Origin of the sequence: Kribbella sp. NPDC050241, from assembly GCF_044459685.1 — a bacterium.
Lineage (GTDB): Bacteria > Actinomycetota > Actinomycetes > Propionibacteriales > Kribbellaceae > Kribbella.
Genome location: NZ_JBITJE010000001.1, coordinates 531,315 through 553,636, shown reverse-complemented (window position 1 = coordinate 553,636; position 22,322 = coordinate 531,315). Strand labels below are relative to the sequence as shown.

Sequence of the window (22,322 nt, the reverse complement as noted above, 5' to 3'; positions counted from 1 at the left end):
GGAAGGAGCCCGTATGAGGATCGGGGCCGGAATCGCGCTCATCGCGGCGGGAGCCATCATCGCGTTCGCCGTGCGGGACACGTCCGACACTCTGAACCTCACCGCCCTGGGGATCATCATCATGCTCGGTGGCGCCGCCGGAATCTGGCTGTCGTACCGGCTGGCCAACCGGCGCCGGGGGCATGACGACGTCGTGGTGATCGACCCGGACGTCGAGAAGCAGTACAACACCGCCCCGCCCGACCAGGTCGCCGACCATCCCATCGACGTCACCCCGACGCACCTGCGCAAGGATCACAAAGACTTGAGGAAGTAGTCACACTCGTCCGCGTGGGTGCGAACCACCGTGCCGTCGGCAGCCTGCTCGGTCCATTCGTCGACGACAGGCGGGCCTGACCACGGCCGATAGTCCAGGCGCTCGTACAGCCTGCGGGCCTTGGGGTTGTCGGCGCCGACGGCCAGGCCGATGGCGGGTTTGTTCCACTCCCCCGCGATCGCCTCGGCGACGCGGATGATCGCCGTACCGATGCCTTGGTTGTGGACGACGGCGCTGAGGGCGTTGATCTCGGCCGGATCGCCGTCGGCGCGGACTTCGGCGTACTTCGACTCCCTGAGCAACATCGTCTGGCCGACGATCTCGCCGTCGCGGTGGGCCAGCAGGAACAGACCGTCACCGCCTTCCTGGATGTCCCAGCGGGCGCGGAGGTGATGCTGCGCTGCCGGATACTCGGCGACGCCTGCGATCAACTGTTCGACATCGGCGGGGGTCGCGGGTCTGATGTCCATTCGCAGACTTTAAGACTGATTGAAGGGTCGTCGCGACCGTAAATCATGGACAGGAATCGTGAGTTGCTGGAGCGGTTGTGGCCGACGGACGACCAGTTGGCGCTGTCGGCGGAGGCCGAACACGAGTTGCGCGCCGACGACTACGTGCTGGAGATGCCGCAGTCCGGCGAGCGCATCGTCGGGCGGGACCGGATGCGGGCGATGCAGCAGGAATACCCTGCGCCACCGTCGATCCAGATCCTGCGTATCACCGGTGCGGGCGACCACTTCGTCGTACTGGGCCGCTCGGACTACGGCGGTGACATCTACTACGTCGCGAACGTCGTCGAGTTCAAGGACGGGCGGATCGCGCGCGAGACCCGGATCTACGGTTCGCCGTTCGATCCGCCGGAGTGGCGCGCGAAGTACGCCGAGTGACTACTTGGCGACCTCGGTGGCGCGGGATTCACGGACGACGGTGACCCGGATCTGGCCCGGGTAGGTCAGCTCCTCCTCGACCTGCTTGGCGATGTCGCGAGCCATCACCTGCGCGGCGATGTCGTCGACCACGTCCGGCAGCACCATCACGCGGATCTCCCGGCCGGCCTGCATCGCGAACACCTTCTCGACACCATCGTGGTGCATCGCGATCTCCTCGAGCCGCTCCAGCCGCTGCACGTACGCCTCCAGCGATTCGCGTCGCGCACCCGGCCGGCCGCCACTGACCGCATCCGCGGCCTGGGTCAGTACGGCCTCGACGGTCCGCACCTCGACCTCGTTGTGGTGCGCCTCGATACAGTGCACGACGTCGTCGTTCTCGCCGTACTTGCGGGCCAGCTCCGCACCCACGATCGCGTGACTGCCCTCGGACTCGTGCGTCAGCGCCTTGCCGATGTCGTGCAGGAACGCGCCGCGCTTGCACAGCTTGGGATCCAGCCCGAGTTCGGCCGCCATCATGCCGGCGATGTGCGCCGACTCGATCAGATGCTTCAGCACGTTCTGCCCGTACGACGTGCGGTACCGCAGCAGGCCCATCGTCCGGATCAGCTCGGGGTGCAGGTCGGTGATGCCGACCTCTGCCATCGCGTCCTCGGCCGCACGCTCGCACAGCTCGGCAACCTCGCCGCGACTGCGCTCGTAGATCTCCTCGATCCGGCTCGGGTGGATCCGGCCGTCCAGGACCAGCGAATCCAGGGTCAGGCGCGCGGTCTCCCGGCGTACTGGATCGAAGCAGGACAGCAGCACGGCTTCAGGGGTGTCGTCGATGATCAGGTTGACGCCCGTGGTCTGCTCGAACGATCGGATGTTGCGACCCTCGCGGCCGATGATCCGGCCTTTCATGTCGTCGCTCGGCAGGTGTACCACCGAGACGACCGACTCGCTGGTCTGCTCCGACGCCAGCCGCTGCACCGCGCCGGTGATGATCTTGCGTGCCTTGGTCTCGCCCTCGTCCAAGGCCTGCCGCTCGATCTCACGGACGATCGAATGCGCGTGCCGCTTCGCCTCCGCCTCGATCGACGCGACCAGCTCCGCCTTCGCCTGCTCGGAGCTGAGGTTCGCGACGCCTTCCAGGATCCGGCGGCGTTCCTCCTCGAGGTTCCTGATTTCGGCCTTGCGCTGGTCCAGCTCCGCGAGTTGCGCGGTCAGCTCGATCTGGCGTTCCTCGATCGAACGGTGCTGCTCGTCGAGCCGCTCCTCACGCTCGGTCAGCCGGTGGTCGCGGCGCTCCATCTCCAGCCGCTGCTCGCGCAGGTCGTCCCGGATCGACTGGGCCTCGGTCTCGGCTTCCCGGCGTACGTCGGACGCGCGGTGCTCGGCCTCACGCCGTACCTCGGAAGCGCGGTCCTCCGCGGCGCGGCGGATCTCCTCGGCGCGTTTCTCGGCCGTCTCCGCCCGGGTCCGCAGTACGGCGGCCTCCTCCTCGGCCTGGCGGCGTACCAACTCCGCGGCGGACTTGGCGCCGGCGGCGATGGTGGCTGCCTCGAGTTGGGCGTTGGCGGCGGCCGCGGTGTTGTCGGCGGCCTTGCGGCGGGAGAGCGTGAAGCCGATCCAGGCCAGCAGGCCCGCGATCAGCAGTCCGATCAGGGTCAGCCCGACTGACGTCGCTGTCGGCATAGCCGCGAGTGACATCGGCTTCTCCCCTCGTCGAGTCACGCACCGGGCGGGACTGTGGCGTCGGTCGAAGGGATCCGCCTACGGTCGAGGAGACGGTACGGCTGAACGCACCACCGGGGTTTCCGGGGTGCGCGGTCCGTCCGTTGTGACGGTACTGCTCGCCGACGGTGCCGGTCGTGACCGCTGCCGTCGCCGTTTCCGGGTGTGCGTCACCCAGGAACAGACTTCAGGCCGCTGCCACCGCCGGATCCGTCCGCCGCGGTGCCGTCCAATCGACGGCGTACGAGTCGCCGTCGTCATCCTTCAGCTCGGTCGAGCGTGGTTTCGTGTTTCTCCGGCCGGTCAGCCGGTGATCAACCGACCCGCCGGTGCTATGTCCGCCACCGTCAGGTGGAGTGATCCCTTACTGATTCCGAGGCTAGGCGCGCCCCACCACCCGGTCAAGAAGGACACTCACACCCCACCCACCCAAACCACTCCCCCGAGTGGTCCACTCCACATCCACGTCTGTAGGCGGGCCTCAACCAGCAACGAAGTCGCGAATCACCCCGACCGCGGTGATCAAAAGCCCACCTACGCCGATCAGCACGCTCAGCCGTTCGTACCGTGGCCGAGCCGCCTTCGCAGTCACGGCATGACCGGGCTTCGGCTGGGGCTCCGCCCTAACTGCCACGAGACCGTCGAGGTCGTCCCGCGGCCACATCATGCTCGGCAGACCGGCGAACCTCATCCCTCGAACCAACCGGGGCAGGCCGCGCTTGAGCCCGACGTGGTAGTCGCAGGTCGCGACCATCCCCCGAACCCGCCACCTGCACGGCCGATGCTTCAGCGTCTCTACCCTGCATCTGGCCAACTGCAGGAATGCGATGTAGAGCACCCACCCCACAGTCAGGTACGCCGCCGTTCGCCAACTGTGGTTGTAGATCGCGAGAACGGTGCAGCCTGCGAGGAGCCACCCCCACGAACGGAACTGCGCCGACCGACTCCCACCGCGCCGTCGCGTTCTGCCCATGCCATCCTCCCCAGGATGACACTCTAGGTTTGCTCGACTACTCTCCGCATTGCTGTCCGGCGGGTCGCCTTGACATCGAGTTCTCCCGCGCAACGCGTGCGGCCGTCGTCCTCGGGGGAGGACGACTGCCGGGTGGATTGGGTCAGGGGCGGGGGCCGGGGAGGTCGTTGGAGTCTTGACCTGTGACGGTGCTGCCGGTTTGGGCGCCTGCGGGGGTTGAGCCGGCGGAGCTGGTCGGCTCGGTGGACGGGTCTGGCGCGTCGCCGCCGACTACGCCGCCGTCGACTGCTTCCTCGGTCGATTCGGCCGCATCACGGGCCGCCTCGGTGGTGTCGCTGCCTGCCTGGGTCGTGTCGCGGGGAGGCTCGGGTGCTTCGCCGGTGGTCGCAGGGTCGACGCCGCCGCCGGGCGACGGGACTCCGCCCGCCTCGCCTTCAGTGGTCTGGCCGTCGACGTAGTCGCCGACCTTCTTCTGCATGGCGTCGACCTTCTCCGCGTGTTTCCCGCCGGTGTGCTTGTCGATCAGGTCGCCGGCCTTCTCCGCACCGGCTTTGATCTTGTCCGGGTTCTGCTTGACGACGTTCCGGAGCCAGTTCTTCGCCTGTTCCTGGAAATCGCTCATTGCACCCTCCGCGGTGTCAGGGGCGGATCGACGAAAATCCCCAGCGTACGGGCCGGACCAAACACCGGCCCCACTTCGGATAACACACCGTCACACCGCAACCGTCAACGCCCCTCGCCGCCCACAGCCCCGCAGATTCCGCCCTTCACTCTCCGTCCGCACCGCGTTCGGCGGCTAAGTCTTGCTCTTGCCGAGGTGCGCTTTCGCCACCGCCGCCGGTGCATAGACCAGCCAGCCGTCGAGGAGCGCCTCCTTCAGAACGGTCGCCGGGACCACGTCCAGCTGGATCAGTACGGCGGCATAACCATTGAAATGCGGGATCGTGAAGAATCCGTCGGCCGACCGAGCCGCCAGCACCGCTTCCTTCTCGCTGAGATCCTCCACCCGGACTGCGAGTATGGGCCCGTCCGGCGGGGCTTCATCGCCGAAGCGGCGCAGATCCGCCTTGCTGAAAGGCCGTTCCCAGGCGTACGCCTTGCCTCCGACAGCCCAGGTGCGATGGCCGTGCGTCGTCGCCTCCACGGTCTCGGGCAATGCCGCGACCAGCCGCTCCACGTCTTCCAGGGTCGCCATGACCCTCAAGCTACAACGTCGTTCAGGCATCCGCCGCACGATGGCGTGACCAGGCGATGGGGCGATCGCCTGGGCACGCCGGTTCGTCAGAGACGGCGGCGGGATCCGCGTTCCTGGTGCGGGACCACCTGCGCGGCACCGGGGAAGGTCGGCGCCGGGAACTGCGCGGTCTCGTAGGTGGCCAGGTTCAGCCGGGAGCCCGTCTCCGGAAGGAGCGGGGGCTTCGCGGCGTGGTCCTGGCGGAAGACGGAGGTGAGGTCACCGAAGGTCTTGCGACGCCACTGGCTGATGTTGGTCTCGCGTACGCCGGTGAGCATCTCCAGGAACTGCAGGACCGAGGTGTGGTCGAACTTCTGGCTGGTCACCCAGCCACCGGCGGTCCACGGCGACACGATGATGCACGGCACCCGGAACCCGCCGCCGATCGGCAGGTCGAGGGCGTACTCGTCCGGCGTACCGGCCGGCGCGGTCGGGGGAACGACGTGGTCGAACAGGCCGTCGTTCTCGTCGTAGTTGAGGATGAAGACAGTCTTCTTCCACACGTCCGGGTTGGCGGCGATCGCGGCGATCTTCGAGGCGACGAAGTCGGCGCCGGCGGCCGGCATCTCCTTCGGGTGCTCCGAGACGCCACCGGCCGTCATCAGCCAGGACACCGTCGGCAGTTGGTCGTGCAGAGCGTCGTACTCGAACTGGCCGAGCGACGAGACCTTCATGCCCTTCTCGTACAGCGGCGTACCGGGCGCGGCGTCCTGGAACTGCTGGAAGTGCGGCAGCATGTTGTAGCTGTTCAAGCCGACCTGGTCCTGGTACACCTTCCAGCCGACTCCCGCAGCCTCGAGGCGTTCGGCGTACGTCGTCCAGCGGTACGCGCCGTTCGGCAGGGAGTTCGAGGTGATCGGACCACCGAGCGTGCCGCCCGGGTCGACCATGCCGGTCTGCCAGTACAGGCGGTTCGGCCAGGTCGGGCCCTGCACCGAGCAGTGGTACTGGTCGCAGATCGTGAAGGCATCGGCGAGCGCGTACTGGAACGGGATGTCGTCGCGGGTGTAGTAGCCCATCACGTACGGACCGTTGGCCTTGTCCGCGGCGCGGTGCGCGGGCAGCCAGTTGTCCATCTTGCCGCCGTTCCACGCCTGGTGCTGGACCGAGTACGCGTGGCTGGTGGACGGGATGGCCTGCGAGTTCGTCGAGTGGGTGTCGAGGTGGAACGGCAGCAGGTAGCCGTCCGGGTTCTCCGCGTCGGGCTGGTGGAACACGTCGCGTCCGGTGGACAGCTTGATCGCCTGCGGGTCGTCGAACCCGGCCACTCCGGACAGCGTGCCGAAGTAGTGGTCGAAGCTGCGGTTCTCCTGCATCAGCATCACGACGTGCTTGATGTCGCCGAGCCGGGCCGGCCGCGGCGGCGGGGTGGCCAGGGCCTTCTGCACGGTCGCGGGCATCAGGGCTGCCGCGGCACCAAGGCTGGCGGTCGCGGCGGCGCCGCCGAGGAAGCGGCGGCGGGTGAAGTCGGACATTGGGCGGAACCTCTCGAAGGTAGGCGGTGATTCCGTCAATGACCTTCCGCCTCGAAGGTGTCCGTCACCCGGCCCGTGCTCCAACGCTGCTGAACTAGTTTCCGAGCACAACCTTTTGCGGAGGTTAACTGATTAAGCACACGCCGAGCCCGCCGTCGCGTCCCGCCTCACGGTGGTAATGGCTCGTCCCGCCTCACGGTGGCAGTCGCTTGTCCCTCACGGTGGCAGTCGCTTGTCCCGCCTCACGGTGGCAGTCGCTTGTCCCGCCTCACGGTGGTGGAGGCTCGTCCATCTGCCGGTGGCAGCAGCGGGTTGGGACTGGCGCGGCTGCGGTGGAATCAGTCGGGTTCCAGGCCGGAGGGGTCCAGGAGTGGGAGTTCTTCGTGGCTGGCGGCGAGCTCTTGTTTGATGACTGTCATCGCGAGGCCACCGGGGTAGCCCTTGCGGGCCAGCATTCCGAGCAGGCGGCGCATGGCGACCTGGCGGTCGAGCGAACGCATCGACGGGAGCTTGCGGCGAACCAGAGCGCGGGCGGTTTCTTCCTCCTGGTCCGGATCCAGTTCGTCCAGCGCGTCGCGCGCCAGCTGATCGTCCACGCCCCGACGACGGAGCTCCTGCGCCAGAGCTCGTTTGCCGAGCCCGCGACCGCGGTGCCGGGACTCGACCCACGCGTTCGCGAAGGCCGCGTCGTCGATCAACCCGACCTCGGTAAACCGATCCAGCACCTCCTCCGCCACGTCCTCAGGAATCTCCCGCTCGGCCAGCAGATCCGCCAACTCGGCCCGCGTCCGCGGTTGCCCGCTCAGCTTGTCCAGCAAAATCGTCCGCGCCACCGACTGCGGATCCTCCACCCCATCCAACCCGGGATCCCCCGGCCCGTCGGGCTCATCCGCGGACCGCCGACTCCCCCGCCGACCCTCACCAAAACTCCGCCGAGCCACCGTCCGCCGCCCACGGCTCCCAGTCCCACCCGAAGACGCCCCACCCCCCGAAGCCTGCTTCGCCGTACGCCGAGCTGGGCTCGTGTCCAGCGACTCCTCCACAGGAACCGCGCGACCTCGACCTGGGCCGGCTTCCAGCGGGTCCTCCTCGGCAACCGTTCGACCCCGAGCTGCGCCCGCGTCCAGCGACTCCTCCGCAGGAACCGCGCGACCCCGAGCTCCGCCGGCTTCCAGCGGGTCCTCCTCGGCAACCGTTCGACCCCGAGCTCCGCCCGCGTCCAGCGACTCCTCCGCAGGAACCGCGCGACCCCGAGCCGCGCCCGCGTCAAGCGGATCCTCGGCGGGAACCGTTCGACCTCGGGCTGGGCTCGGGTCAGTCCCGGGGACCGTCGGGTCAGCCGCGGGAACCGTTCGACGTCGAGCCGGGCTCGCGTTCAACCGGTCCGTCGCAGGAACCGCCGGGTCGCTCGACCGATCGATCGACCCCACACCTGATGCAGTCGCCTCCGCGGAGCTGCCTGCGGACCTGCGTTCGCCTGATGCCCGAGCAATGGGTGATCGCTCGCCGGCAGGCTGGCTGGTAGTGGCTGCTGTACCTCGACGCAGCTCGAGGCCGGCCGGGCTATCAGCAGCAGAACCAGCTGAGTCGCCCCACGGATCGGCCACAGCCGGGCTCTGATCTCGCGCAGGATCGCGCCCCGGCTGATCGTTGCCTGACGCCCCGGTCGCTACCTCGAACTGGTCAAATCCAGGAGCGCGATTGATCGTGCCTCGCGCCGGGCTCGGCTCCGGGGTCTCAGCGGCAAACGCTCGTGCTTCCGCCTGCCGGTCAGCACTCCTCGCCTCGGAGGCTCGTATGGCGGTTTCGTCCAGATCGCCCCACGGGTCGACAAGCTTCGGATCCGAGCCACGTCTCGAGGTGTTCCGGGGCCGGCGGCGCTGACTTGAGGATTGAGCGCTCCCGTCCGCCGGTTCCTCAGTGCTGCTCGAGGAGGCTTCGGCGTCTGCCCACGGGTCATCGGCCCCGGCGGTTCGCCTGATCCTGCCTGCGCGAGGCCGGGCGGACGTCGGGTCCAACGGATCGTCATCCGCGGACGGATCCGACCACGATTCGGCGCGATTGGCACCAGAGCCGCGATCACGGCCCGCACCGCGGGAGGCTCGCTGACCCGAACGGCGCTCGGTAGACCGACGACCAGCCCGCGATGCGTCCCCGGACGGTTCGTTGCCTTCGCCGGATCCTTCCGAAGCACCACCGGCTGCTGCTGGGCCGCGGGCGAGGAGGTCTCGGGCTAGGGCCAGGCGGTCGGCGTGTGGGAGAGACAGCGCCGCGGGCGCAGCGTCGTCGGCAGTGGTCTGCCGAGGAGCGCTGCCACCCGCGGTGGAGTGATCAGAAGTCGACATCGACCTCGGCCGTGGCGGCCGCGTCGGCCGGTGCGTCCAGCGTCGGGCCGATGCCCATCTTCTCCTTGATCTTCTTCTCCAGCTCGTTGGCCAGATCGGGGTTGTCGCGCAGGAAGTTCCGCGCGTTCTCCCGCCCCTGACCGAGCTGGTCGCTCTCGTAGGTGAACCAGGCACCGGCCTTGCGGACGAAGCCCTGATCCACACCGAGGTCGAGCAGGCTGCCCTCGCGGCTGATGCCCTGGCCGTAGATGATGTCGAACTCGGCCTGCTTGAACGGCGGGGCCACCTTGTTCTTCACGACCTTGACGCGGGTCCGGTTACCGACGACGTCGGTGCCGTCCTTCAGCGACTCGATCCGGCGCACGTCCAGCCGCACCGACGCGTAGAACTTCAGCGCCTTACCACCGGTCGTCGTCTCCGGGGAGCCGAACATGACGCCGATCTTCTCGCGCAACTGGTTGATGAAGATCGCGGTCGTGTTCGTCCCGCTGACCGCACCGGTCATCTTCCGCAGCGCCTGGCTCATCAGCCGGGCCTGCAGACCCACGTGGCTGTCACCCATCTCACCCTCGATCTCGGCCCGCGGCACCAGCGCGGCCACCGAGTCGATCACGACGATGTCGATCGCGCCGGAGCGGACCAGCATGTCGGCGATCTCCAGCGCCTGCTCACCGGAGTCGGGCTGCGAGACCAGCAGCGCGTCGGTGTCGACGCCCAGCTTCCGCGCGTACTCCGGGTCGAGGGCGTGCTCCGCGTCGATGAAGGCCGCGATCCCGCCGGCGCGCTGAGCGTTCGCGACCGCGTGCAGGGCGACCGTCGTCTTACCGGAGGATTCCGGACCGTAGATCTCCACCACGCGACCGCGCGGCAGCCCGCCGATCCCGAGCGCGATGTCGAGCGCGATCGACCCGGTGGGGATGACCTCGATCGGCGGCCTGTTCTGCTCCCCGAGGCGCATCACCGAACCCTTGCCGCACTGCCGCTCGATCTGCGTCAGCGCAGTCGCGAGCGCCTTCTCGCGATCGCTCGCCGCGCGCTCCGCACTCGCCGTTGCACCAGCCATGTGACTGCCACCTGACCCATCTCATAATCGGGGCCGCTTCCCAGCCGCCCGGAGGACTTCTCGTGTCGCCAGAGAAGGTATCCATCACGTCGGACAGTTTTCGCCGCCACTTCGAATCTGTGGACAACTTCGGCCGTCCGGCGCACCTTCAGGCACCAAACTATCCCGAACACCTGTTCGAATCGCAACTGACACGCCGAAGTCTGCCCGGGCAACCATCGTGGACCGCCCACTCCCTACTCTTGCGGGCGTGGCAGACCGTCCCGACGTCCCCGACGCAGCCGTCGTCCTGGCCCTCAGCCGGGTCGAGTTCGGCGTCGACTCCGTGCTCGACGCGCTCCGCACCCAGGACCCGTTCGGCATCCGCAGCATCCTGGTCGAGTACTCCGCGCAGGAGCGCCCCAACCTGGCCGAGAAGGCCCTCATCCTGGCCATCGACCGGATGTTGAAGATGAAGGTGCCCGGTCACACCGAGTGGCCGACGCTGCCGTTGGCAGATCGCTGCGACTGGTGGGTGGAGCGCCTCGGCGGGTTCGCCGCGATCGTCGCCGGCCTCCCCCGGATCAGCGGCGCGGCCGCGGACCGGCTCCCGATCAAGGACACGCTCGGTGCGGCCGTCCAGGCCATGGTCATCGGTGCGGTCTGCCGCGAGTACGGCGTCGAAGCGCATGCCGACCGTACGGCGGTGATCGCACGCGTACTCACCGACCGGCCCATCACGCCGGACGACGTCCTCGAGTACGACGACCCGACCTCAGCCGGCCAGGACGTCGCCAAGCAGTTGGGATTCGGCGACGAGTCCGAGGAAGCCGGTCTGCGCAAGGGCGTCCGCCTGGTGTGGCGGATCAGCAAGCTGTTCGGCGGGCTCGGCGACGTGTTCGAGGAGCGCCCCCGCGGGAGCATCGGCGCCCGATTCGTCGGCAAGCTGCCGGTGGTCGGGATGGTCGGTGGGTTCTTCGACGAGCGCCTGGCCATCCGCAAAGCGGCGTACCGGGCTGCCGACCTCCTCACCACCAGCGCGTTCCGGGTCAAACCGGTCTGAGCCCAGGACTGGGGGCACGGACGTCGGCCTGGGATGATCTCGGCATGACTGGGATCGTCATCGTGCGTCCGGACGACAGCTGGCCCGCGCAGTACGAGAAGACCGCTCGAGTGGTGAGCGAACTGCTGGGCGAGACCGCACAGCGGATCGATCACATCGGATCGACGTCCGTACCGAGACTGCCCGCCAAGGACATCATCGACATGCAGGTGACCGTCGGGACGGAGCCAGAGCTCGACGACGTGGTGGAACGCATGGCCGCCGCGGACTGGGAGGTCCGCCCACCGAAACGCGACCACGCGGTACCCGGCCTCCCGGCCGACGACCTGCAATGGGTCAAGCGGCTATTGGTGGAGCCGATGTACCGGCGACGCGTGAACCTGCACATCCGCGTCGCTGGTCGAGCCAACCAGCGCTATGCGCTGCTGTTCCGGGACTACCTCCGCAACCACCCGGACACTGCTCGCGCCTATGGGGAGTTCAAGAGGCGAGCGGCTGCGTTGCCGATCGAGTCGACGGCGGATTACTCCGATCTGAAGGACCCGGTCTGCGATCTCATCTACCTGCCTGCCGAGGAGTGGGCCGCCCGTACCGGCTGGACTGCCTGAAACAGAGGGTGAGGGCAGTACTACTCCGGGGTCGTTGACCCTGTCGCGGTGCAGCCACCACGCTGGATTCGGGGGGTACGTGGCGTCCCTCCGTAGGGGGCGTGGTTCGGGTGGGCGGAGTGGGTCGGCTGGCGGCGTTGCCGTGCGGCAAGGTGTCGAAGTGGATCGTGCTGGGACTGTGGATCGTGGCCATGGCCGCGGCGTTCAGTCCGGCCGGCAAGCTGACGGGCGCTCAGGAGAACGACGCCGTCTCGTGGCTGCCGGGCAAGGCGGAGTCCACCGAGGTCCTGAAGGCGACGCAGCAGTTCTCGTCGCCGGATGAGATCCCGGCAGTGCTCGTGTACGAGCGATCGTCCGGAATCACTGCGGCCGATCGGCAAGCGGTCACGCAACACCTGGCGCAGTTCGCGCAACTCGAGAACGTCGACCGCGAGGTGGTCGGGCCGCTGCCGTCCGAAGACGGCAAGGCCCTGCAGGTCCTCGTACCGATCAACGCGGGCACCGGAGGCTGGGAGACGATCGGGGCGCGCGCGGACGACATCAGACGCGTTGCCGCGGACCGGCCGGACGGTCTGTCGTTCCACCTCACCGGACCGGGCGGGTTCGCCGCTGATTCGCAGGAGGCGTTCGCCGGTATCGACGGCAAACTCCTGTACTCCGCCGCGGCTGTGGTGATCATCATCCTGCTGCTGACCTACCGCAGTCCGGTGCTCTGGTTACTGCCACTGGTGTCGGCAGGTGTCGCACTCTTCGCAGCGCAGGCTGTCGTCTACTACCTCGCCACCAAGGCGGATCTGACCGTCAACGCCCAGAGTGCAGGCATTCTGACCGTTCTGGTGTTCGGTGCTGGGACGGACTATGCCTTGTTGCTGGTCGCTCGCTATCGGGAAGAGCTCCGACGGCACGAGGACCGGCACGAGGCCATGGCCTTTGCAATGCACCGCGCAGGCCCGGCGATCGTCGCCTCCGGCTCGACTGTGGTGGCGGGCATGCTCTGTCTGCTCTTCGCGTCGATGAACTCGACCCGTGGTCTTGGACCGGTCGCAGCGGTCGGCATCGTCGTCGCACTACTCGCCATGCTGACTCTGCTACCCGCTCTGCTCGTCATCTGCGGCCGCTGGGTGTTCTGGCCGCTCCGTCCGACGTACGGTTCGGACGACCACACCGAGAACAGTGTCTGGGGTCGCATCGGACGGCGAATCGCCGTACGTCCGCGGCTGACCTGGATCACGACGTCCGTCGTCCTGGGGATCGCAGCCCTCGGCATTCTCCGCCTGGACCCGACCGGCCTGTCCAACGAGGAGTCGTTCGTCGGTACGCCGGACTCCGTGGTCGGCGAGAGGATCCTGGCCACCCACTTCCCAGCCGGTGCGGGCAACCCGCTGGTCGTGGTCAGCAACGAGGCCCAGGCAGAAGAGGTCCGTACGGCGATGGCCTCGACGCAAGGCATCGCGTCGGTGGCAGAACCGCAGAAGGCCGATGGGTTGGCCTACCTCGAGGGCACCATGACGGACGCGGTGGACAGTCAGGCCGCGAAGGACACCGTGGATCGCGTCCGAGAGGCCGTGCACGCCGTACCGGGTGCCGACGCGCGTGCCGGTGGCGGTGCGGCGATTCTGCTCGACACCCAGCGGGCGGCCGATCAGGACAACAAGGTGATCATCCCGATCGTGCTCGCGGTGGTGTTCCTCATCCTCGCCCTGCTGCTGCGGGCGCTGCTCGCACCGGTGTTGCTGGTGGCAACGGTCGTGCTGTCGTTCGCCGCCGCGCTGGGGATCAGCGCGCTGGTGTTCGACGCGCTCGGGTTCGAGGGGGCGGACACGTCGCTGCCGTTGTTCGTCTTCGTCTTCTTGGTTGCCTTGGGCATCGACTACAACATCTTCCTGATGACGCGCGTGCACGAGGAGTCGAAGAAGCACGGCACCCGGCGTGGTGCGCTGATCGGCGTCGCCGCGACCGGAGGGGTGATCACGTCGGCCGGACTGGTGCTGGCGGGGACGTTCGCGGTACTGGCGACACTGCCGGTGGTGGCGTTCGCCGAGATCGGCATCGCGGTCGCACTCGGCGTCCTGCTCGACACCATCGTGGTCCGCTCGGTGCTGGTCACCGCACTCAACCTGGACATCGGCCGGCACTTGTGGTGGCCGAGCAAGCTGGCGCACAAGCGCGATCCGGAGCCTGCCGACGAGCTGCCCGAGCCAGAGCCTGAGCTGACCAGCACCTGACCGTCAGCGTTCGCTGGGCGGCAACTGCAGGTGGGCCCAGACGGCACGCCAGACGGTCTTGGCGTGCTCGCCGTCGGCCAGCGCCTCGACGACCGTCCGGCCGCCAAGGTCGCGGACGACCTGCGTCTCGGCCCAGGTCCGTGCGTACGCGGGACCGAGATGCTGGTCCATCCGCGCCCAGAACTCCGTCAGTCTCATGCCTGCCCGTCGTCGTCCTTCGGTGGCTGTCCCCAACCACCCTGTGAGCCGTCCTGCGGTCCAGGCCGGCCCGGCTGAGGCGGCGGCGCCGGCCGCTGTCCCGGACCAGGTTGTCCCTGACCGGGCTGGCCCTGACCAGGCTGCCCCGGACCAGGTTGCTGCCCCTGACCAGCTTGCTGCCCCGGACCGGGTTGCTGGCCCTGGCCGGGCTGCTGCCCCCAGCTGCCCTGGCCCTGCTGCGGCGGCTGTCCCTGCTGAGGCTGTCCAGGGTACTGCGGCTGTCCGGGCTGCCCCGGGAACGGCGCCTGCCCCGGCTGCCCCTGCCCGGGTTGCCCTGGGTACTGCCCTGGCTGACCCGGCTGACCGCCTGGCGGGTAGCCGCCCTGGCCGCCGTACCCAGGCTGACCCGGGTACTGCCCCGGCTGCCCGCCGTACTGCGGGCCCCACTGCCCCTGCTGCGGTTGGCCCGGATACTGCCCCGGGTACTGCGCGTACGCCTGTTGTCTCCTGCGACCACGCAGCACGAAGAACACCACCGCTGCAGCGGCCAGCAACAGCAGCACAGCGATCACGATGATCAACCAGAGTGGGAAGGTGCTGCCCGCCTCCGATGTCAGCGACACCTTGCCGAGCTTGTCGAGGCTGTCGTACGTCGCCGTTCGGCCGGTGATCGACGCACCGTCGTCGTGCTCGAGGATCCTGCCCGGCATGGTGATCTTGAAGTTCACCGACGGCTGCGTGCCGGACGGGACCTGACCGAGATCGGACTCCTTCACCGAGACGATGATCCGGTTGCCCACCTTGCGGAAGCCGACGCCCTCACCGGTCGACGTGCCCATCTTCTCGAACGGAACACTGTCGAACTGGCAGGTGGAACCGACGTACTGATCGTCCTCGAACGGCTTGCAGCTGACACCGTCGGTGGTCAGCTCCTTGATGGCGTCCTCGACCCGGCTGCGGATCTTCTCCAGCGACTGGCCGCTGGACTCCACCAGTTGCTTGTCGACGCCCATCTCCATCGTGCCCGAGACCGTCTCGTTCGAGCTGACCTTGAGGTCGGCGTCGAGCTTCACGCATCCGGTGAGCGCGACCAGGCACGCCACGACGACAAGCGGTGCACGTACGCGGTTGATCATGCCCACGATCATTCCAGACGGTGCGGACAGTGCCCTCGGTCCGGGGCGATCCGGGCGGGCGTGAAACTGTCGGCGGTACCCGGCAAGATGGCGACGTGACGAAAACCAGCGCGTTGAGCCGGTTCTCGCCCGCGACCCGGGCGTGGTTCGGCGACGTCTTCGAGGCGGCCACCCCGGCCCAGCTCGAGGCGTGGGACGCCATCACCGCGGGCCGGGATGCGCTGGTGGTCGCCCCGACGGGTTCAGGCAAGACCCTTGCCGCTTTCCTGTGGGCTCTGGACCGCCTGGCCACGACTCCCCCGCCGGACGACCCGAAGCTGCGGTGCCGGGTGCTCTACGTGTCGCCGCTGAAGGCCCTCGCGGTCGACGTCGAGCGCAACCTGCGCGCCCCGCTGATCGGGATCCGGGAGACGGCGCGGCGGCTCGGTGAGGCGCCGATCGAGATCGAGGTCGCGGTGCGCTCGGGAGACACGCCGGCCGGTGAGCGACGCCGCTTTGCCACCAGGCCGTCCGACGTACTGATCACCACGCCGGAATCGCTCTTCCTGTTGCTGACGTCGCAGGGACGTGAGTCGCTGCGCGGCGTAGAGACCGTGATCATCGACGAGGTGCATGCGGTCGCCGGGACGAAGCGCGGCGCACACCTTGCGCTCACTCTGGAGCGGCTGGACTCGCTCTTGCCCAAACCCGCGCAACGCATCGGCTTGTCGGCGACAGTGCGACCGGTCGACGAGGTGGCGCGCTTCCTCGGCGGCGAGCGGCCGGTGACCGTCGTCCAGCCCAAGTTCGCCAAGCAGTGGGACCTGAGTGTCGTCGTGCCGGTCGAGGACATGGCCGAGCTGGCGAGCACCGAGCTGGAGACGTCCGGATCGGCCGCCGGTCCGCCGCAGCACGCATCGATCTGGCCGCATGTCGAAGAGCAGGTGTTCGACCTGATCGCGCAGCACAACTCCACGATCGTCTTCGCCAACTCACGCCGCCTGGCCGAGCGACTCACCGCCAGGCTGAACGAGATCGCCGCCGAGCGATCCGAACTGGAGCTTGCCGAAGCCGGTTCGCCGGCGCAGGTGATGGCTCAGTCCGGTGCCTCGCTCGCCGCTCCGCCGCTGGTCGCGCGGGCGCACCACGGTTCGGTCAGCAAGGAGCAGCGACAGCTGATCGAGGCTGACCTGAAGTCGGGGCGGCTGCCGTGTGTGGTCGCGACGAGCAGTCTCGAGCTCGGCATCGACATGGGCGCGGTCGATCTGGTGGTCCAGGTCGAGGCGCCGCCGTCGGTGGCCAGCGGGTTGCAGCGGGTCGGCCGTGCCGGTCACCAGGTGGGTGCGGTGTCGCGTGGAGTGCTGTTCCCCAAGTTCCGCGGCGACCTGATCGACACGGCTGTCGTCGTGCAGCGGATGCGGGACGGGCTGATCGAGAGCCTGCACATCCCGGCCAATCCGCTCGACGTGCTGGCGCAGCAGATCGTCTCCATCGTCGCGCTGGACACGATCGACGCCGACGAGCTCTTTGCTCTGGTACGACGCTGCGCCCCGTTCGCGACGCTGCCACGATCGGCGTACGACGGGGTGCTCGACATGTTGTCGGGCCGGTATCCGTCGGACGAGTTCGCCGAGCTGCGACCGCGGATCGTGTTCGACCGGGTCAGCGGCGAGATCTCTGGCCGGCCGGGCGCGCAGCGCCTGGCGGTGACCAGCGGTGGGACGATTCCCGATCGCGGGTTGTTCGGTGTCTTCCTGGTCGGCGAGTCGACCAACCATCGCGTCGGCGAGCTGGACGAGGAGATGGTGTACGAGTCGCGGGTGGGCGACGTGTTCACCCTGGGGGCGTCGAGCTGGCGGATCGAAGACATCACGCACGACCGGGTGCTGGTCTCCCCTGCGCCCGGACAGCCCGGGCGGTTGCCGTTCTGGAAGGGTGACGCGGTCGGCCGTCCGGCCGAATTGGGTGAGGCGACTGGTGCATTCATCCGGAAGATGGCCTCCCTCCCGGCGGGCAAAGCGGTCGAGCGTGCGCGAGCGGCCGGCCTGGACGAGTACGCGGCGAACAACCTGGTGTCGTACCTCGCCGAGCAGCGGGAAGCGACGAGCCGGGTGCCCGATGACGTGACCGTGGTCGTCGAGCGGTTCCGCGACGAGCTCGGCGACTGGCGAGTCTGCGTGCATTCGCCGTACGGCGGTCAGGTGCACGGACCGTGGGCGCTGGCGATCGCGGCGAGACTGCGCGAGCGCTACGGGATGGATGCCCAGTCGGTGTCGGGGGACGACGGGATCGTGTTGCGGTTGCCGGAGACGGACGAGGCGCCCCCGGGTGCGGAGCTCGTGCTGTTCGACCCGGCAGAGATCGAGGATCTGGTCACCGGAGAGGTCGGCGGGTCGGCGCTGTTCTCTGCGCGGTTCCGGGAGTGCGCTGCGCGGGCATTGCTGCTGCCCCGGCGGAATCCTGGGCGGCGTTCGCCCCTGTGGCAGCAGCGGCAGCGGTCTGCGCAGCTCCTGAGTGTGGCGAGCAAGTACGGCTCGTTCCCGATCGTGCTGGAGACGTTGCGCGAGGTGCTGCAGGACGTCTACGACCTGCCGGCGCTGAAGGAGCTGCTGACCGGGATCAGCGAGCGGCGGATCTCGGTGGTCGAGGTGGAGACGTCCGAGGCCTCACCGTTCGCGAAGTCCTTGCTGTTCGGCTATGTCGGCGCCTTCATGTACGAGGGCGACACGCCGCTCGCGGAGAAGCGTGCGGCCGCGCTCGCGCTGGATCAGAGCCTGCTGGCGGAGCTCCTCGGGCGAACCGAGCTGCGTGAGTTGCTCGACGCCGAGGTGGTTCTGCGGACCGAGGCCGAGCTGCAGCGGCTCGCCGAGGATCGCCGTGCCCGCGATGGCGAAGGGTTGTTCGACGTACTGCGGATGGTCGGTCCGCTCTCGTTGCCCGAGGCGTCGCAGCGGTGCGTGGAGGGTGCTGATGCGGAGTCCTGGCTGACTGAGCTGGCGGCCGCTCGCCGGGTGGTGCGGGTCCGGATCGCCGGCGAGCACCGCTGGGCCGTGGTCGAGGATGTCGCACGTTTGCGCGACGCGCTCGGCGTACCGCTACCACCGGGGGTTGCTGAGGCGCATGCCGAGCCGGTCGCCGATCCGCTCGGCGATCTGGTGTCGCGGTACGCGCGGACGCACGGGCCGTTCCGGGCGATCGACCTTGCGACGCATCTGGGCATCGGTGTCGCCGTCGTCACCGATGCGTTGCGTCGGCTAGGTGCCGCGGGGCGCGTGGTCGAGGGCGAGTTCCTGCCCGGGGGCATCGCGCTGGAGTGGTGCGACAGCGAGGTCCTGCGCCTGCTCCGGCGGAGGTCGCTGGCCGCATTGCGCAAGGAGGTCGAGCCGGTCGATCCGTCGGCACTCGCGCGCTTCCTGCCTGCTTGGCAGGGCATCACCAGCAGCCGCGGGCGTGGGTACGACGTACTCCTCGGAGCGGTCGAGCAGTTGGCGGGATGCGCAGTGCCGGCGTCGGCGCTGGAGTCGATCGTGCTGCCGTCGCGGGTGCCCGGGTATCAGCCGTCGATGCTGGACGAGTTGACGGCGACCGGCGAGGTCGTGTGGGCGGGTTCGGGTTCGCTGCCGGGAACTGACGGGTGGGTGTCGTTGCATCTCGCGGACAACTGCGACTTGACGCTGCCCGATCCGGATCCGTCGTTCGAGCCCGGGGAGACGCATCAGGCTGTGCTGGAGGCGTTGTCGGGTGGCGGTGCGTTCTTCTTCCGTCAGTTGAGTGATGTCGTCGGCGCAGCCTCGGGTGTGGTGGACGATCAGACGCTGGTCGGCGTGTTGTGGGATCTCGTCTGGGCCGGACATCTGACGAACGACACGCTCGCACCAGTGCGATCACTGGTCGGCGGAGGTCGCGGCAGTCATCGGACCCGTCGTACGACGCCTCGTGCTCGGCCGGGTCGTCCGATCCGGCCCGGCCGTCCAGCCATGCCTGCGCGCAGTGGTCCTCCGAACGCTGGTGGGCGCTGGTCGCTGCTGCCGGAGCGGAATGAGGACGCGACCCGGCGAGCCCATGCCGCGGCCGAGACGCTGCTCGATCGGTACGGGATCGTCACGCGTGGTTCGGTGATCACCGAGCGGACGCCGGGCGGGTTCGCGGCGGTCTACAAGGTGCTGAGCGCGTTCGAGGAGTCCGGGCGATGCCGTCGCGGGTACTTCGTAGCCGGCCTCGGTGCGGCCCAGTTCGCGCTGCCCGGCGCAGTCGACCGGCTGCGTGCGATGGCTGAGCTACCTGGCACAGCGGCGAGCGCCGACATCCGACCTGTCCGAGTTGGTGCGGGCCGCAACCGCCGAGATGAGGAGTTGTCGGCACGGGCCGTCGTACTGGCGGCCTCCGACCCGGCGAACCCTTACGGCGCGGCACTGCCCTGGCCGGAGCGCGAGAGTGCGAGCGGGCATCGACCCGGGCGGAAGGCCGGTGCATTGGTCGTCATGGTGGATGGACAGCTGATCGTGTACGTCGAGCGCGGTGGGCGGACGGTGCTGAGCTTCGCTGAGGACCCGGATCTGCTGCAGCCGGCTGTTGACGCACTCGCGCTCTCGATCCGCGACGGCCAGCTCGGGAAGCTGAGTGTGGAGACAGCCGACGGCGAGCAGGTCCGGCATACCGCGTTCGGCGACGCTCTGGCCAAGGCCGGCTTCCATGCGACGCCGCGGGGCCTGCGGCTACGGGCCTGAGCGATGCCCGAGGGAGACACCGTCTGGCGGGCGTGCAAGCGGCTGCACCAGGCGCTCAGCGGGCAGGAGCTGACGGCGACGGACTTCCGCGTGCCTACGCTGGCGACGACCGATCTGAGCGGCCGGACCATGCTCGAGGTCATTGCGCGCGGCAAGCACCTGCTGATGCGCGTCTCCGGCGGCGTGACGATCCACAGCCACTTCCGCATGGACGGGACCTGGCACCTGTACCGGCCCGGCGAGCGTTGGCACGGCGGGCCGGACCACCAGATCCGAGCCGTGCTGGAGACCGCGGCGTGGAAGGCCGTCGGCTACCGCCTTCCGGTGCTCGAGTTGGTGGCGACGGACGCCGAAGACACCGTGGTCGGCCACCTCGGGCCGGATCTGCTGTCGCCTTCGTTCGACCGCGACCAGGCGATCGCGAACCTGCAGGCCGATCCCGCACGAACCATCAGCGAGGCACTCCTGGACCAGCGGAACCTGGCCGGGATCGGGAACTTCTACCGCAGCGAGGTCTGCTTCCTGCTCGGTCTCGACCCCTGGAGACCAGTCTCGGACGTCGACATCCCCGCCGCCGTCGACCTGAGCCGACGGCTGATGAAAGCCAACCTGCGCAACGGCACCCAGGTGAGTACCGGCATCGACCGGCCCGGCCAGCGGTCTTGGGTGCACGAGCGCGCCGGGAAACAGTGCAGGCGCTGCGGCACGACGATTCGGACGGCGTCGATCGGCGAACCGACCCGCGAGCGGGTCAGCTACTGGTGTCCGGTGTGCCAGCCCGGCGCTCCGGGCAGTGAGCCCGCGAACTGACCTGTGGACAACCCCGGCGACGGGCCGGAACACGGATATCTTCTCCGGCGTATCGAACATCTGTTCGAACGAGAGGAGAAGGTGATGTGCGACCGGTGCGGTGGTTTGACCGACGAGCAGTACTCGCGGCAACTGGTCCAGAACATCCAGACCTACGGCTGGACGATGCAGTACGTCGACGGCGACGGCGACCGCAATCCCGGGTTCGGCTACTCGCTCGGGCTCAGCCTGCACGATCATCCGGAGATCATCGTCTTCGACGCCGATCCACGGTGGGCCTATCTGAGCGTGAAGCCGCTCGCCTGGGCGGTGATGGGTGGCGCGGCGTTCGACGAGGGTGACGACCTGTCGGAGTACTTCCCGCCGCCGGAGCAGGCCGAGTTGCTGCGGTTTCCCGACTCGGCGACACATCTGTTCACCGCGAACAGCATGTTCAGGGAGCCCGGCGCCGGGCCGATACCGGCTTTGCAACTGATCTGGCCGACCAGGACCGGCCTGATCCAGCCGGTCGCTCCCGGACGGAGCGCGTGATGACGTGCCTGAGTGTGGCGTCAGGCGGCGGAGGCAACGACCTCGGGCTCGATAGCCGGATGCGTCAGGACCAGGGCCTCTTCGCGGGCCAGGTCCTCGCTGACCTCGGCGAACACTGTCGACAGCGGGACCTCGAGCGCCATGCAGATCGCCGCGAGCAACTCGCTGGAGGCTTCCTTCTGCCCGCGCTCCACCTCGGACAGGTAGCCGAGACTGACGCGCGCGTCGGCGGATACCTCGCGGAGAGTGCGCCCCTGGCGCAGCCGCTTACGCCGCAGTACGTCGCCCAGCAGGCCACGAACCAGCACCATGAGCTTTCTCCCTTCCGCCTGTCCGGTCGTCTCTACCCGCACGGTAGCTCGACCGTAGGAACCAACGGTACCCGTTGCTGGGTCACTACTCGTCGCAATGTCCAGCTTCGGTGCGCCGTGCCAGTCTGCCTTACCTGTCCCCATGCTGGTCTCAACACACCGATCAGTCGAGATCTTCCGGCACAAGATCGACAGCGAGTTCCAGAACTGCCTGCACGCTCCGCCTGCGGACAGCTGCCCGGTCGCCGCTCAACGCGAGCTTCCGCACCCGCACAGTGCCCGGTCCGGCCACGGCGACGTACACAATCCCGGCCTCAACGCCTCCCTGCGGGTCGGGCCCGGCTACACCGGTCGTCGCCAGCCCGTAGGTGGCGTCCAGACGCTCTCGTACGCCGTTGGCCAGGGCTGTGGCTGTGTCCGGGTGAACCGGCCCCACAGCCGCCAGCAGGTCCTCAGGCACGCCGGCCAGCTGGGCCTTCAAATCGGTTGCATAGACGACCAGACCGCCCCGGTAGACGGCCGACACGCCGGGTATGTCGGTCAGCGCTGCGCCGACCAGTCCGCCCGTCAACGATTCAGCAGTGGCCAGGGTTTCGCCACGGTCCTTCAGCCGCGCGACCAGCCGCCGTACTGCGTCTCCCAACTCGTCGTCCGCTCCCCCACCAACTACGACGCCGTCCGTCACTGCACCCTCCCTCTGCTCAGCACCAGTCACCTATCCAGCCACCGCGCACGCCACACACCGA

At 68.6% G+C, this 22,322-nt stretch carries 20 protein-coding genes; 8 read left to right on the top strand and 12 right to left on the bottom strand.

Features of this window, described 5'->3' with window-relative positions; genetic code table 11:
- Positions 1 to 13: 13 nt before the first annotated feature.
- The gene (locus ACIBG5_RS02465) at positions 14 to 316 is read left to right on the top strand and encodes a DUF6458 family protein (RefSeq protein WP_396389650.1); all 303 of its coding nucleotides are present in this window, start codon (positions 14 to 16) and stop codon (positions 314 to 316) included.
- Here ACIBG5_RS02465 and ACIBG5_RS02460 read toward each other — a convergent pair.
- Complete coding sequence (locus tag ACIBG5_RS02460) at positions 295 to 786, bottom strand: GNAT family N-acetyltransferase (RefSeq protein ID WP_396389649.1); 492 nt, start codon at positions 784 to 786, stop codon at positions 295 to 297. The two genes, ACIBG5_RS02465 and ACIBG5_RS02460, sit on opposite strands and share 22 nt — an antisense overlap.
- A gap of 45 nt (positions 787 to 831) precedes the next feature.
- Between ACIBG5_RS02460 and ACIBG5_RS02455 the strand changes: the two genes are divergently transcribed.
- Positions 832 to 1,203: a nuclear transport factor 2 family protein gene (locus tag ACIBG5_RS02455; RefSeq protein WP_396389648.1), complete on the top strand. Its 372-nt coding sequence runs from the start codon at positions 832 to 834 to the stop codon at positions 1,201 to 1,203.
- On the opposite strand, the gene rny is transcribed toward ACIBG5_RS02455, so the two are convergent.
- From rny to recA, 7 genes are all read right to left on the bottom strand, one after another.
- Positions 1,204 to 2,895 carry a ribonuclease Y gene (gene rny, locus ACIBG5_RS02450; RefSeq protein WP_396389647.1) on the bottom strand — a complete coding sequence of 564 codons (1,692 nt, stop codon included), beginning with the start codon at positions 2,893 to 2,895 and terminating at the stop codon, positions 1,204 to 1,206. It lies immediately after the preceding gene.
- 505 nt (positions 2,896 to 3,400) lie between these two features.
- Positions 3,401 to 3,892 (bottom strand): hypothetical protein, encoded by a 492-nt coding sequence (locus ACIBG5_RS02445; RefSeq protein WP_396389646.1) that lies wholly within the window; start codon positions 3,890 to 3,892, stop codon positions 3,401 to 3,403.
- A gap of 142 nt (positions 3,893 to 4,034) precedes the next feature.
- Positions 4,035 to 4,514, bottom strand: coding sequence for an antitoxin (locus tag ACIBG5_RS02440; RefSeq protein ID WP_396389645.1), 480 nt, complete (start codon positions 4,512 to 4,514; stop codon positions 4,035 to 4,037).
- Between the two features lie 174 nt (positions 4,515 to 4,688).
- Entirely contained in the window at positions 4,689 to 5,087 is a 399-nt protein-coding gene (locus tag ACIBG5_RS02435) for an MmcQ/YjbR family DNA-binding protein (RefSeq protein ID WP_396389644.1), read from the bottom strand.
- An 86-nt stretch (positions 5,088 to 5,173) separates the two neighbouring features.
- A complete protein-coding gene (locus ACIBG5_RS02430; RefSeq protein WP_396389643.1) occupies positions 5,174 to 6,601 on the bottom strand; it encodes an alkaline phosphatase family protein in 1,428 nt (475 codons plus the stop codon).
- A 338-nt stretch (positions 6,602 to 6,939) separates the two neighbouring features.
- Positions 6,940 to 7,434: a regulatory protein RecX gene (locus tag ACIBG5_RS02425; protein ID WP_238163069.1), complete on the bottom strand. Its 495-nt coding sequence runs from the start codon at positions 7,432 to 7,434 to the stop codon at positions 6,940 to 6,942.
- Between the two features lie 1,498 nt (positions 7,435 to 8,932).
- Positions 8,933 to 10,009, bottom strand: a complete 1,077-nt coding sequence (recA, locus tag ACIBG5_RS02420) for a recombinase RecA (protein WP_131351723.1) — start codon at positions 10,007 to 10,009, stop codon at positions 8,933 to 8,935.
- A 250-nt stretch (positions 10,010 to 10,259) separates the two neighbouring features.
- Here recA and ACIBG5_RS02415 point away from each other — a divergent pair, with 250 nt between their 5' ends.
- The 3 genes from ACIBG5_RS02415 to ACIBG5_RS02405 all read left to right on the top strand — a co-directional run bounded on the left by ACIBG5_RS02415 (position 10,260) and on the right by ACIBG5_RS02405 (position 13,884).
- Positions 10,260 to 11,051, top strand: coding sequence for a hypothetical protein (locus ACIBG5_RS02415; RefSeq protein ID WP_396389641.1), 792 nt, complete (start codon positions 10,260 to 10,262; stop codon positions 11,049 to 11,051).
- 44 nt (positions 11,052 to 11,095) lie between these two features.
- A complete protein-coding gene (locus ACIBG5_RS02410) occupies positions 11,096 to 11,659 on the top strand; it encodes a GrpB family protein (RefSeq protein ID WP_396389640.1) in 564 nt (187 codons plus the stop codon).
- Between the two features lie 110 nt (positions 11,660 to 11,769).
- Complete coding sequence (locus ACIBG5_RS02405; RefSeq protein ID WP_396389639.1) at positions 11,770 to 13,884, top strand: MMPL family transporter; 2,115 nt, start codon at positions 11,770 to 11,772, stop codon at positions 13,882 to 13,884.
- Positions 13,885 to 13,887: 3 nt separating this feature from the next.
- Here ACIBG5_RS02405 and ACIBG5_RS02400 read toward each other — a convergent pair whose 3' ends face one another.
- On the bottom strand, positions 13,888 to 14,082 hold the full coding sequence (locus ACIBG5_RS02400; RefSeq protein ID WP_131351713.1) for a DUF3046 domain-containing protein: 195 nt from the start codon (positions 14,080 to 14,082) through the stop codon (positions 13,888 to 13,890).
- Positions 14,079 to 15,218, bottom strand: coding sequence for an LppM family (lipo)protein (locus ACIBG5_RS02395; protein ID WP_396389637.1), 1,140 nt, complete (start codon positions 15,216 to 15,218; stop codon positions 14,079 to 14,081). The genes ACIBG5_RS02400 and ACIBG5_RS02395 overlap by 4 nt, the downstream gene beginning before the upstream one ends.
- Positions 15,219 to 15,313: 95 nt before the next feature.
- On the opposite strand from ACIBG5_RS02395, the gene ACIBG5_RS02390 reads away from it, so the two are divergent.
- The 3 genes from ACIBG5_RS02390 (at position 15,314) to ACIBG5_RS02380 (ending at position 21,265) form a co-directional block, all read left to right on the top strand.
- Positions 15,314 to 19,924 (top strand): ATP-dependent helicase, encoded by a 4,611-nt coding sequence (locus ACIBG5_RS02390; RefSeq protein WP_396389636.1) that lies wholly within the window; start codon positions 15,314 to 15,316, stop codon positions 19,922 to 19,924.
- A 3-nt stretch (positions 19,925 to 19,927) separates the two neighbouring features.
- Positions 19,928 to 20,734: an Fpg/Nei family DNA glycosylase gene (locus ACIBG5_RS02385; RefSeq protein WP_396389635.1), complete on the top strand. Its 807-nt coding sequence runs from the start codon at positions 19,928 to 19,930 to the stop codon at positions 20,732 to 20,734.
- A gap of 84 nt (positions 20,735 to 20,818) precedes the next feature.
- Positions 20,819 to 21,265, top strand: a complete 447-nt coding sequence (locus tag ACIBG5_RS02380; RefSeq protein ID WP_396389634.1) for a DUF4262 domain-containing protein — start codon at positions 20,819 to 20,821, stop codon at positions 21,263 to 21,265.
- Positions 21,266 to 21,285: 20 nt separating this feature from the next.
- Here the strand turns inward: ACIBG5_RS02380 and ACIBG5_RS02375 are convergent, their stop codons facing one another.
- Complete coding sequence (locus ACIBG5_RS02375; RefSeq protein ID WP_131351698.1) at positions 21,286 to 21,576, bottom strand: helix-turn-helix domain-containing protein; 291 nt, start codon at positions 21,574 to 21,576, stop codon at positions 21,286 to 21,288.
- A 163-nt stretch (positions 21,577 to 21,739) separates the two neighbouring features.
- Positions 21,740 to 22,261: a CinA family protein gene (locus ACIBG5_RS02370; protein ID WP_396389633.1), complete on the bottom strand. Its 522-nt coding sequence runs from the start codon at positions 22,259 to 22,261 to the stop codon at positions 21,740 to 21,742.
- Positions 22,262 to 22,322: the final 61 nt, after the last annotated feature.